Consider the following 12164-nt stretch of genomic DNA (forward strand, 5'->3'; position numbering starts at 1 on the left):
CGAGGACGGTGTCGATGCCCGACCCGGCCGTGGAGACCGTGACGGTCGCTCCCACCGGCGGCGTGAGCTGCCACCACAACGAGTGACTGGCGGTCGAGCCGGCGTGCGCCGGCTCCCCCGCCTCGGCGGTCGCCCCGATGTTGTCGGTCAGTTCGCTGCCGCTCAACGGGAGCGGCACCCCGGACGTGAGGCCAATGGCACAGGAGAAGGCGTCGTTGCAGTGCGGGAGCTTGATCATCGAGACCCGGAACGGCGGCTGCGGGCCGACGATCCCGAACGGGGGGCTGCCCTGGCTGTCCACCTGGATGCGGTAGGTGGTCCCAGCCGGGGCCGTGAACTCGGTGCCGTACTCCCCGTGGACGCTGGCGCTGCGTGCGACCCGGGTCAGCGCGCCGGGCGACGATCCGGTGTACACGGTGACGATGAGGTGCTGTGGAACATCGCGCACCGCCTCCCGGACGGTGACGCCAGGCGCCCAGGAGAACCACACCGTCCGCCGGCTGGTGTACTCGTCCAGCGGTTCGCCGGATTCGGCGGTCGCGGCGCAGTTGTCCCCCGCCAGCACCGGTTCGAGGGTGGTCACCACGGTTGCGGCGGCGAAGGCGTCGTTCGCCGGCCGGGCGTGCGGACCCCACCGCAGGGTGGTGGCGCCCGGCGCCACGTTGGCGGAATAGCCGGTCAGGGAGAGGACGTAGCTGGTGCCGGCGGTCGCCGGGAGCACGTAGACCGCGCCGTCGTACGCCGTCGGCGGGCACCAGTCCGTCGCCGGCCGTTGGAGGGTGGAGAGCAAGGTCCCCGTGTAGACAGCCATGCCGGGCTTGAACACGCCCGTCGTGGCGTCGAACCGGTACAGGCCCGACTGCGGTGCCGTCCAGCGGTACCAGATGGACGGCTGCGCCGTGTCGCCGCCCGGCTCCCCCGGCTCGGTGGTGGCACCGGCGATGTTGCCGTCGACGCTGCCCGAGGTGCCGGTGACGACCTGGGCGTCGGCGAAGGCGTCGTTGGGCGGAGGAGCAAGGGCGGCATCGGCGCGCCCGGGAACGCCGAGCAGCGCTCCGACGAGGAGGAGTACGACGACCAACCCTCGGTAGCGCCACATGGCGACCCCCATGAAGGCCCCTGGGAAGGGCGTGGCACGTAGGTGGGGCCAATCCCGACACTAGCCAGGTCAGGGCCCGTTGAGAGGATTTCGAGCGCTACGAAAACCTGGTCGCCGGCGAGCTCTGGCGTCCTCGTCTGCCCAACCCGCCGGCCACGGTTATTGCACTTGCCGTGCAGGATCCTGCTCCTCCTGTGCGGCGAATCGCGGTACATCGAGCCACGTGCAGCCGGTCCACGCCCTCCGCCAGCAGGCGTCAAGGCATGACGAGGCCGCCGTCGACGGGCACGGTCACTCCGGTCACATAGGACGAGGCGTCGCTGACCAGCCAGATCAGCGTGGCGGCCAGCTCCTCGTGCTCGCCGAGGCGGCCGGCCGGCGCCAGCGCCTTGACCATCTCGAAGGTGCCCGGCTCCAACTGGTCGCTCATCTCGGACTGGAAGAAGCCGGGGGCGATGCAGTTGACCCGGATGCCCTTACGGCCGGTCCACTGCGCGGCCAGGTCTCGGGTCAGCCCGATGACGCCGGCCTTGCTGGAGGCGTACGCGGCCTGCGGGATGCCGCCGGGGCGCAGGCCGATGACGCTGGAGATGTTGACGATGGCCCCGCCGTTCGTGGCGGCCCGGGCGAAGGCCTGCGCCATCCAGTAGCTGCCCATCAGGTTGACGTCGACGACGGAGCGGAACTGGTCCGGCGTCTCCCGGCTGGCGGGGACGGCGGTGCCCACGCCCGCGTTGTTGACCAGCACGTCCACCCGTCCGAAGTGCTCGACGGCGGTGGCGATCAGCGCCTCGCAGTCCTCGGGCCGGCTGACGTCGGTGGCGCGGGCCGCGTACCGGCGGCCGGCCGCCTCGACCAGCGCGCCCGTCCCCGGCAGTCGCTCCACCCGGCGGGCGCCGAGCACCACGTCGGCACCGGCCTCGGCGAGCGCGCGGGCGAACGACACCCCCAGGCCGGAGGAGGCGCCGGTCACCACGGCGACCTTCCCGTCGAGGCGGAACCGGTCCATCACGCTCACCCTGGTGCTCCTCACGCTCGCCGTGCCCTGGACGCCATACCGACCAGCCGGTATGTTCGGCGTCCGGCGACGGTAGCGAGCCGCCGCCATGCGCGTCAATGGGAGGGCAGCCATGGACTTCGAACCGACCGCACGCGCCGCCGAGCACCTCAAGCGGCTCCAGGAGTTCATGGACGACCACGTCCACCCGGCCGAGCCGGTCTACGCGGCGCAGCGGGCCGAGCTCGCGGCGGCCGGGAAACTCCACCACCTGCCCGCCGTCGTCGAGGACCTCAAGGCCGAGGCCCGCCGTCGAGGACTGTGGAACCTCTTCCTGCCCGCCGTCTCCGGCCTGACCAACCTGGAGTACGCCCCACTCGCCGAGCTGATGGGCCGCTCCATCGAGCTCGCCTCGGAGGCCACCAACTGCGCGGCGCCGGACACCGGCAACATGGAGATCCTGCACATGTTCGGCACCGCCGAGCAGCAGGAGCGCTGGCTGCGCCCGCTGCTCGCCGGCGAGATCCGGTCGGCCTTCGCGATGACCGAGCCGGACGTCGCCTCCAGCGACGCCACCAACATCTCCACCCGGATCGAGCGCGACGGAGACTCGTACGTCATCAACGGCCGCAAGTGGTGGACCACCGGCATCGCCGACCCGCGCTGCCAGATCATGATCGTGATGGGCAAGACGGACCCGTCGGCCGACACCCACCGGCAGCAGTCGATGATCCTGGTGCCGGTGGACACTCCCGGCGTCGAGGTGGTCCGCTCGCTGCCGGTCTTCGGCTACCACGACCAGCACGGGCACGGCGAGGTCGTCTTCACCGACGTCCGGGTGCCGGCGTCGTACCTGCTCGGCGAGGAGGGCGGCGGCTTCGCCCTCGCCCAGGCCCGGCTCGGCCCCGGCCGCATCCACCACTGCATGCGCGCCATCGGCCTGGCCGAGCGCGCGCTGAGCCTGATGGTGCACCGCGCCGCCGGCCGGGTCGCCTTCGGCCGGACGCTGGCCGAGCAGGGCGTGGTGCAGCAGCAGATTGCCGAGTCCCGGATGGCGATCGAGCAGGCCCGCCTGCTCACCCTCAAGGCCGCCTGGATGATCGACAAGTACGGCGCCAAGGGCGCGCGCACCGAGATCGCCGCCATCAAGGTGATCGCCCCCCGGGTCGCCCTGGAGGTGCTCGACCGGGCGATCCAGGTGCACGGCGGCGCCGGGGTCTCCGACGACGTCCCGCTCGCCGCGATGTACGCCGGCGCCCGTACGCTGCGCATCGCCGACGGCCCCGACGAGGTGCACGTACGCGACGTCGCCCGGCGCGAGATCCGCCGGCAGCTGGAGTCGCGGTGACCGTCACGACCACCGAGCCGACCACCCCGGCCGGGCGGCGGCGGGCGCCGCGCGGCTCGGCCCGGCGCAGCATCGTCGCGGCGGCCACCGAACTCTTCGCCCGCCGCGGCTACGAGGCGACCAGCGTGCAGGAGATCGTGGCCGCGGCCGAGGTCACCAAGGGCGCCCTGTACCACTGGTTCGGGTCGAAGTCCGAGCTGCTCACCAGCATCTACCGGGAACTGCTCGCCGAGCAGACCCAGCGGCTGCGGGAGATCGCCGACGGCAGTGGGCCGGTCGAGGAGCGGCTGCGCGCGGCCGCCCTCGACGTCGTGGAGCACACCGCCGAGCACGCCGACGAGCTGACCGTCTGGGCCAGGTCGGCGCACCTGCTCGACGACGAGCAGGCCGAGGCGACCCGCCGGGAGCGGCGGCGCTACCACGACCTGTTCCGCGACCTGGTCCGCGAGGGGCAGGCCAGCGGGGCGGTGCGCACCGACCTCTCCGCCACCGTGATCACCCACGCGTTCCTCAGCGCCCTGGGCAACACGCACACCTGGTTCCACCCCGACGGCCCGCTGACCTTCGCGGAGGTCGGCCACCAGCTCGTCGCGCTGTTCCTCGGCGGCCTGCGCCCGCCCGGACCGGACCCGGTGGCGCCCCACCTCGCGGAGCGACCAACGGACGCGCGCCCCGCCGAGGGTGGCGCGCCACGGCCCCGGCAGAGCCCGGGCAGGAACGGGTGAGCGACGAGGAGCGCCCCGCGCCGCCCGCGGCGCGGGACAGTGTGGAGCCGCCCGCCGCGGCCGGCTCGGCCGCCCCAGCGAAGCCGACCGGGCCCGGCGGGGAACCCGTCCGGGCCGAGCTGGCCGAGGTGCTCCAGCGCCAGGCCGGGCTCCACGACGCGGCCCGCGCCGAGGCGGCGGCGAAGCGGCACGCGGCCGGGCGGCGCACCGTACGGGAGAATCTCGCGGACCTGATCGATGACGGCAGCTGGCTGGAGTACGGCGGGCTGGCCGTGGCGGCGCAGCGGTCCCGGCGGCCGCTCGCGGACCTCGCCGCGGCGACCCCCGCCGACGGCGTCGTCGTCGGCGTCGGCCGGGTCGGCGGTACCCGGGTCGCCGCGGTGGCGTACGACTACAGCGTCCTCGCCGGCACCCAGGGCGTCACCGGTCACCGCAAGACCGACCGGCTCCTCGACGTCGCCGCGCGGGACGGGCTGCCGGTCGTGGTCTTCGCCGAGGGCGGCGGCGGCCGGCCGAGCGACACCGACCATCCGACCGTGGCCGGTCTGGAGCTGACCACCTTCGCGTCGCTGGCCCGGCTGCGGTCGCTGCGGGTCGGGATCGCGGCCGGGTACTGCTTCGCCGGCAACGCGGCGCTGCTGGGCATGTGCGACGTCACCATCGGCGTCGCGGGGGCCAGCATCGGCATGGGCGGACCGGCCATGGTGGAGGCCGCCGGGCTCGGCGCGGTCGCGCCGCGGGACGTCGGCCCACTCCACGTGCACCTGGCCAGCGGCGCCGTCGACCTCGCCGCGGCCGACGACGCCGACGCGGTCCGCCTGGCCCGGCGCGTCCTCGGCCACGCGGGCGGGACGCTGACGGACGGCCGGCACGAGGACCAGCGCCGGCTGCGCGACGTGCTGCCGGAGAACCGGCGCCGCGCCTACGACGTGCGGGGCGTGTTGCGCCTGCTCTTCGACGTCGACTCGGTGCTCGAACTGCGGGAGCGGCACGGCCGGTCCCTGGTGACGGCCCTCGCCCGCCTCGACGGGCGGCCGGTGGGGGTGATCGCCAACAATCCGCTGCATCGGGCCGGGGCGATCGACGCCACCGCCGCCGGCAAGGCCACCCGGTTCCTGCGACTCTGCGAGCGGCTGGGCCTGCCCGTGGTGAGCCTCTGCGACACCCCGGGGATCATGGTCGGCCCCGACGCCGAACGGACCGGGCTGGTGCGCGCGGTGGGCGACCTGTTCACGGCCGGCGCGTCGCTGCGTACCCCGCTGGTGGCGGTGGTGCTGCGCAAGGCGTACGGCCTCGGCGCCATGGCGATGGCCGGCGGCGGCTTCCACGCCACCCGCCTCACGCTGGCCTGGCCGACCGGCGAGGTCGGCGCCATGGGCCTGGAAGGCGCGGTGCGGCTCGGTCACCGCCGGGAGCTGGCCGAGATCCCCGACGAGGACGAGCGCCGACGCCGGTACGACGAGCTGGTCGCCGACGCCTACGACCGGGGGCGGGCGCTCTCGGCCGCGGCGAGCTTCGAACTCGACGACGTCGTCGACCCCGCCGACACCCGGGACCGGCCCGTCGCGGCGCTGTTCTGACCGGGTGCGGCGCTCAGCCCGCCGCCGGTGCCGCCGCGGTGCTGGTCAGCACCTGACCGGTGCGCGGCCCGCCCGCCAGCGCGCCCGGGCCCCACTCCATCGCCACCAGGAACAGGGTGCGCCCGTCCGGGCCGCCGAGCGCGCACGCGAAGCAGCCCCGGTCCAGGTCGATTCGGTCCAGCACCCGGCCACCCTCGGCCACCCGCACCGCGCAGCGGTTCGGCACGTCGCCGTACCAGACGGCGCCCTCGGCATCGAGGCAGATGCCGTCGGGCGCGGCGTCGGGGATCGCCGCCCAGACCCGCCGACCGGTCAGCGCGCCGTCGGCGGCCACGTCGTACGCGGTGAGCCGGGCGGCGTACGACTCGGCGACGATCAGGGTGCCGCCGTCCGGCGTGAGCACCATGCCGTTGGGGAAGGCGAGACCGTCGGCCACCAGCCGGGGTGGCCCGTCGGGCGGGACCAGGGCGATCGCGCCCGGCGCGAACTCGCCGCCGGGGAAGTCGAACCCGATGGTGTTGACGTACGCGTTGCCCCGGGCGTCCGTCACCACCTCGTTCCACGGGTGCGCCACCAGCGACCGCAGGTCGGCGTGGCCGACCAGCGTGCCGTCCGGCTCCCGGCGCAGCAGCCGACCGGCCCCGCCGGCGACGACCAACAGCCGGCCGTCGGGCAGCCAGTCGAGGCAGATCGGCAGGCCGTCGACCCGGGCCGCCACCTCGGTCCGGCCGTCGGCGTCGACCGTCAGCACCTCCCCGGCACCCCAGTCGGCGAGCCAGAGCCGCCCGTCGTGCCAGCGGGGCGACTCCCCGAAGGCCAGTCCGTCCACCAGTACGCGTGGTGCCGTCATCGGTGCCTCCCCATCAGGTCACGGGCCCGCCGCAGGTGCGCCCGCTCGGCGGTGTTGTCGGTGCGCGCGATCGCCGCGTCGTACGCCCGGGCGGCCTCCCCGGTGCGGCCCAGCCGGCGCAGCAGGTCGGCGCGGACGGCGTGGAACACGTGGTACCCGGCCAGGTCGAGGCCGTCGACCAGGACGAGCGCGGCGGCCGGTCCGGCCACGTCGGCCACCGCGACCGCCCGGTTGAGCGCGACCACCGGGCCGGGGGCGACGGTCATCAGCTGGTCGTAGAGCGCCACGATCTGGCCCCAGTCGGTGTCGGCGGCGGTCGCCGCGTCGCTGTGCACCGCGTTGATCGCCGCCTGGATCTGGTACGGCCCGGGCCGGTCCCGCCGCAGGCAGCGGCGGACCAGCGTCTGCCCCTCGGCGATCAGCTCGCGGTCCCACCGGTCGCGGTTCTGCTCGGCCAGCGGCACCAGAGCGCCGTCGGGTCCGGTACGGGCGGGCCGGCGCGCCTCGGTGAGCAGCAGCAACGCGAGCAGCCCCAGCGCCTCCGGCTCGTCCGGCATCAGCTCGGCGAGCAGCCGGGCCAGCCGGACCGCCTCGGCGCACAGCTCGTCGCGGACCAGCCGCTCCCCCGAGCTGGCGGTGTGCCCCTCGTTGAAGATCAGGTAGACCACGGCCAGCACGGCCCGGAGCCGGTCGGGCAGGTCCGCGTCGCGGGGCACCCGGTACGGGATCCCGGCGTCCCGGATCTTCGCCTTGGCCCGGACCAGGCGCTGGGCCATGGTCGGCTCCGCCACCAGGAAGGCGCGGGCGATCTCGGCGGTGCTCAGGCCGCCGAGCAGCCGCAGGGTCAGCGCGACCCGGGCGGCGGCGCCCAGCGCCGGGTGGCAGCAGGTGAAGATCAGGCGGAGCCGGTCGTCGCGCACGGGTCCCTCCTCGGCCGGTGCGTCGCGGGCGTACAGGAGTGCGGCCTGCGCGTGCCGGTCGGCCCGGGTGGCCTCACGGCGCAGCCGGTCGACCGCCCGGTTCCGGGCGGTGGTGATGATCCAGCCGGCGGGACTCGGTGGCACTCCGTCGACCGGCCAGCGGCCGACGGCCGTGGTGAACGCCTCCTGGACCGCCTCCTCGGCGAGGTCGATGTCGCCGAGGACGCGGATCAGGACGGCGACCGCGCGGCCGTACTCCGCGCGGAACACCCGCTCGACGTCGGTGGGCATGGGCGGCGGTCAGACCTCCCCCTGGAACGGGCGCACCTCGATCGGCAGGGTGGTCGCCAGGGCGTACCGGCGGCCCCACTCCAGGGCGGCGTCCAGGTCCGGCGCGGTGATGATGGTGAAACCGCCGAGGTACTCCTTGCCCTCGATGTAGGGCCCGTCGGTGACCAGCACCTCCTCCCCCTTCGGGCGCAGCACGGTGGCCGTCTCCGGAGCGTGCAGACCGTTGCCGAAGACCCACGACCCGGCCTCGACCAGCTCGTCGTGGATGGCGTCGACCTTGCGCATCACCCCGGCCAGGAACTCCGGGTCGGGCATCCCCTCGCCCGCCGGCTGGTACATGCTGATCAGGTACTGCTTCACGGTGTCCTCCTCGCCCGGCGGCCGGGCCTTCGCCGGCCCCTTCACCCTCCACACGAACGGGCCGCCGCCGGATCGACACGCCGACCGAGGTTGATGTCGGTCGTCTTCGCGGGGCCCGCGCCAAGCGGCCGGCTGTGCTTGGATGCCGATCATGTCCGTACCGACGCCCGACCCCGACCATCAGCCCGAGCCGGGCGGCCGACCGCCCGCCGGGAAGGCGCCGGGTCCGGTCCTGGCCGCCGCCATCCTGCTCTACATCGGCGGCGGGCTGACCCTCCTGTACTGTCAAGGATCGTTAGATACTAGGGTCGATGTTGCCAACCACGAACGTCGATCTAGGGGGACGGTCTGATGGTACGGCGTAAGGCCCGATCGGGGAATCGGGGCCGGTTCGACAGTAAGGACGCGTTGCTAGCCGGCGGCGTAGAGGTGCGGGCGTTGCGGTATCAGCGCGCGAGTCAGGACAAGAAGGAGCAGGGCAAGAGCGTCCACGACCAGGGCGTACTCAACCTGGCGGAGATCACGAAGCGGTCCTGGACGGACGCGGGGTCCTTCACCGACAACCACCGCTCGGCCAGCCGCCGCGCCACGAAGGAGCGGGAGCAGTTCGAGTTGTTGATCGAGCAGATCCGCGCGGGCAAGGGTGACGTGCTGGTGGTCTGGGTGATCTCCCGCAAGGAACGGGACCTCGCGGTGTTCGTGAAGATCCGGGACATGTGCCACGAGGTCGGCCTGTTCTTCTGGCTGGTCGGCGGGGTGCTGTATGACCTGCGGGACAAGAACGACCGGATGATGCTCGGCTTCCAGGCGGTGCAGGCCGAGTGGATGGCCGACTCGATCCGCGACAACGTGCTGCGCGGCATCGTCGGCGCAGCCGAGGCGGGCCGCCCGCACGGGAAGATCACCTACGGGTATCGGCGGATCTACGACCAGCGCACCAGAGCACTCCTGCGCCAGGAGCCTGACACCGAGATCCGCACGGCCGTCGCGGCGGATGCGGCGGTGACGGAGTATTCGCATGCGCAGGTGGTGCGAGACACCTTCCGCAAGATCGCCGAAGGCATGCCACTGACCGTGCGGGAAGCCGAACTCAACCGGCTCGGGATCCCCGCCTCGCAGGGTGGGATCTGGCGGCGCGGAATCCTGCGCAAGCAGGTGATGAACCCGGCCTACATCGGCAAGCGGGTGCTCCGCGGGGAGATCGTCGGCGATGGGATCTGGCCCGCCCTGGTGGACGAGGAGACGTACTGGTCGGTGGTGCGGATGCTGGAGGACCCGTCCCGTACGACGACTCGTCCGGCCCGTGCGGTGCACTTGCTCTCGTACATCGTGCGCTGCGGCGTGTGCGACGGGCCGTTGTCGTCGCAGCGGGTGAACCGGCACGGCTGGACCGGCCAGGTGTACTCCTGCCTACACAAACGGTGCGCCGCAGTGAAGGCCGAATTCCTCGACGAGTACGTGCAGCGCGCGGTGGTGGCGTGGCTGTCCCGCCCCGACGTCTACGACATCCTCACCGCCGCCAGCGCCAGCGACGAGGAAGTCGCTCACGCCCGCGCCGAAGCACAACGGCTGCGGGGAGAGTTGGAGGAGTGGCGCAAGCTCGGCGAGGAGGGCGAGGTCACCGCTATCGCCTACGCCCGCGCCGAGAAGGGCCTGCTGGCACAGATCGCCGAGTACGAGCAACGCGCCGCCGAAGCCGGTATCCCCGCCGTACTGCGCGGACGCATCGGGGACCAGGCCGTCACGGCGTGGCAGGAACTCGGCGACGACATCCCGGTCAAGCGGGAGATCATCCGCACCGTCGCCGACATCAAACTCCTGCGCGCTGGGTTCAAGGGCGAACGCCGCACCTTCGGCCGCCACCGCCTCGACTGGACCTGGAAGTTCGGCCCGCAGGACCAGCAAGTGGCCTGAGCTTCAGTGTTGCTCGGAGGAAATCGCCCGACGACTTGACCTTGAGGCAGAGGTGAGCGTCGATCGTGTCCGCCGTCCCGCCGCAATCGGACGGGGCGGCGCGACCCGTCGACGGAAGGTGTTTCGCCGTGCCCCGCGAACGACTCAGCGCCCTCGCCGCCTTGCCCGACGACGTGATCGATCCGCTGCTGTGGCGGCTCGCTCTCGACGTCGTCGCCGCCCACCAGCCCGACGAGCGGGGCAACTGCCGCAACCTTCAGTGCGCCGGCCAGCGCGGCATGTGCGCCGCCGCCCGCGCCGCTCGCCGCGCCATGACCCCGGCTCGCACCAGCCGACCATCCGCCGCCCCATCAGAGCCGAGACCCTCCCACGAGCGCGGCCCCACCGTCCCCGCCCGCCAATTCCGGGGCTGGTTCGCTACCTTCCCCCATCAGCGGGAAGCACGTCACCTTCTGGGGCAGGCATTTCAGCGCCTTCCGGTGGCGCCCGCCGCGTGAGTCGGGCGGCGAGTTTCCCTCTGCGGGGATTCCCCATCCGCAGCGAAGCACGGGTGCGCAGTGGCCCGAGGCGTTGGCCGTACCCCAGCCGTCGGCTCGCGAAGTGATCTGACGGTCGCACCGCCCTCGTACCATCCGCCTATGAGCATCCGATGGGTAATCGATGTGCTGCGTCGCAGCCGTGATCGATTCCAGCCTGTGCTCGAAGACCCGGATCGAGGGCATGTCGCCACGTACGACGAGGCGGTCGTGTACTTCACGTTCGTGTTCGGGTCGGTGCCCGTGTCGCCACATATCGTCGCCGATCGACTTCTCGCGGCAGAGGTTGCAGAGACGGTCACTTCGCCAATCGACGGTGAGGTGCGTATGGCGCCCCGGTACAGGGGACTCGTCCGGGTGATCCGTGATGCCGAACGGCTCGCAGAGGCCAGTCGTGCTGTGACCTACGGACAGTTCGCAGGATGGGCTCGCAAGCATCCCTTGCTGGCGGCACGGCTCGCGACCTCGGCAGTGAATCGGAAGGTGAAGGGGGCGATCGGTCGGCCCATCGATCGCAGCGATGAAGAGGATGCTGACGTCGATGAGGACGTCGAGACAAAGATGCGCCGCCTGGTCGAGGAGGTTAACGCATCGGTGGCGCGCCGCCAGGCGCTGAATGCCATCCAGCATTCCCGCGAAAAGGACATGTACCAGGCTGCGTACCTCGAGTCCGAACCGTACCTGCGCTTGACTCTGCGAAAGGTGAACTTCGGGCTTTCTGGATTTGCGGGGCAGGACGGGCTGGCCGAGGGGCAGCGCGGCGATGTGCTGCTCCTGGTGCACCGGTCGGGTGTATTGCAGCTGACCATGGCGGTCCGGATGCCGCAGGGGCTCAGCACTGACCAGCTAATTCCGCGGACAATCGCCTCGGGGGTCAGCCTTGGCTGGACAGAGGTGGCTGAGCCTGTGATGGAAGCCGCTTCTCGGAGAGGAAATCATGATCGGAGGAGATGGCCTGGTGACTGGCTGGTGGGCCTTCAAGAGGGGACCCGCTGGCGCCGCTTCGTCCACCCTCTGTGTCATCCTTGGGGAAGGCAGGGTGACCTGCTGAAACTCTGACCCGTGAGGGCGTGCAAGGAGATCCACCCCCGTGACATCGCACCATCCGGTACCCGACCCCGAGGTACCAGCAAAGCCCCGAACAAGGACATACACCGCCGCGTACAAGGCGCGGATCCTGGCCGAGTACGAGACCCTCGACAAGGCTGGCAAGGGTGCCCTGCTTCGTCGGGAAGGCCTGAACACGTCGCTGCTCGCGGCGTGGAAGCACCAGCGTGACGCCGGCGCCCGCGAGGCCCTGGCCAAGCCGGCCGGGCGACCGAAGACCGACCCGGCGGTGCGGGAGGCAGCCAGGTTGCGGGCCGACAACGAGCGGCTGCGCGCCGAGTTGGACAAGGCCCGCAGGGTGATCGAGGTGCAGGGAAAACTCTCCGCGCTGTTGGGGCAACTCGCGACCGACAGCCAGCACAGCGGGAGCGAGCCGACACCATGATCGACGCTGCGATCACCGAGCTGACGTCGCTGATCGGGGTCCGGGCGGCGTG

General features: G+C 72.4%; 11 protein-coding genes. 7 read left to right on the forward strand and 4 right to left on the reverse strand.

All coding sequences use genetic code 11. The annotated features are described in order from the left end of the window. Positions 1-1355 precede the first annotated feature (1355 nt). Positions 1356-2108: an SDR family NAD(P)-dependent oxidoreductase gene (locus tag DKT69_RS00820; protein WP_236647235.1), complete on the reverse strand. Its 753-nt coding sequence runs from the start codon at positions 2106-2108 to the stop codon at positions 1356-1358. A gap of 121 nt (positions 2109-2229) precedes the next feature. Here DKT69_RS00820 and DKT69_RS00825 point away from each other — a divergent pair, with 121 nt between their 5' ends. Genes DKT69_RS00825 through DKT69_RS00835 form a run of 3 tightly spaced genes read left to right on the forward strand, consistent with a single transcriptional unit; the run spans position 2230 to position 5749 of the window. Next, complete coding sequence (locus DKT69_RS00825) at positions 2230-3444, forward strand: acyl-CoA dehydrogenase family protein (protein ID WP_109799696.1); 1215 nt, start codon at positions 2230-2232, stop codon at positions 3442-3444. After that, complete coding sequence (locus DKT69_RS00830) at positions 3441-4169, forward strand: TetR/AcrR family transcriptional regulator (protein ID WP_201749419.1); 729 nt, start codon at positions 3441-3443, stop codon at positions 4167-4169. Before DKT69_RS00825 ends, DKT69_RS00830 begins: the two co-directional genes overlap by 4 nt. Continuing rightward, positions 4166-5749 (forward strand): acyl-CoA carboxylase subunit beta, encoded by a 1584-nt coding sequence (locus tag DKT69_RS00835; RefSeq protein WP_201749420.1) that lies wholly within the window; start codon positions 4166-4168, stop codon positions 5747-5749. The genes DKT69_RS00830 and DKT69_RS00835 overlap by 4 nt, the downstream gene beginning before the upstream one ends. Before the next feature lie 13 nt (positions 5750-5762). Here the strand turns inward: DKT69_RS00835 and DKT69_RS00840 are convergent, their stop codons facing one another. Genes DKT69_RS00840 through DKT69_RS00850 form a run of 3 tightly spaced genes read right to left on the reverse strand, consistent with a single transcriptional unit; the run spans position 5763 to position 8170 of the window. Then, positions 5763-6599 (reverse strand): SMP-30/gluconolactonase/LRE family protein, encoded by an 837-nt coding sequence (locus DKT69_RS00840; RefSeq protein ID WP_109799698.1) that lies wholly within the window; start codon positions 6597-6599, stop codon positions 5763-5765. Beyond that, entirely contained in the window at positions 6596-7810 is a 1215-nt protein-coding gene (locus DKT69_RS00845) for an RNA polymerase sigma factor (protein ID WP_109799699.1), read from the reverse strand. The genes DKT69_RS00840 and DKT69_RS00845 overlap by 4 nt, the downstream gene beginning before the upstream one ends. Positions 7811-7819: 9 nt before the next feature. Beyond that, positions 7820-8170 carry a YciI family protein gene (locus tag DKT69_RS00850; protein WP_109799704.1) on the reverse strand — a complete coding sequence of 117 codons (351 nt, stop codon included), beginning with the start codon at positions 8168-8170 and terminating at the stop codon, positions 7820-7822. A 429-nt stretch (positions 8171-8599) separates the two neighbouring features. Here DKT69_RS00850 and DKT69_RS00855 point away from each other — a divergent pair, with 429 nt between their 5' ends. From DKT69_RS00855 to DKT69_RS00870, 4 genes are all read left to right on the forward strand, one after another. Then, positions 8600-10084: a recombinase family protein gene (locus tag DKT69_RS00855; RefSeq protein WP_236647233.1), complete on the forward strand. Its 1485-nt coding sequence runs from the start codon at positions 8600-8602 to the stop codon at positions 10082-10084. Between the two features lie 128 nt (positions 10085-10212). Next, positions 10213-10581: a hypothetical protein gene (locus DKT69_RS39365; RefSeq protein ID WP_236647234.1), complete on the forward strand. Its 369-nt coding sequence runs from the start codon at positions 10213-10215 to the stop codon at positions 10579-10581. Between the two features lie 141 nt (positions 10582-10722). Further along, complete coding sequence (locus DKT69_RS00865) at positions 10723-11679, forward strand: hypothetical protein (RefSeq protein WP_146230951.1); 957 nt, start codon at positions 10723-10725, stop codon at positions 11677-11679. Between the two features lie 31 nt (positions 11680-11710). Next, positions 11711-12112, forward strand: coding sequence for a transposase (locus DKT69_RS00870; RefSeq protein ID WP_109799702.1), 402 nt, complete (start codon positions 11711-11713; stop codon positions 12110-12112). The last annotated feature ends 52 nt before the right edge of the window (positions 12113-12164 follow it).

It is taken from the genome of Micromonospora sicca, from assembly GCF_003172935.1.
Classification (GTDB): Bacteria; Actinomycetota; Actinomycetes; order Mycobacteriales; family Micromonosporaceae; genus Micromonospora; species Micromonospora sicca.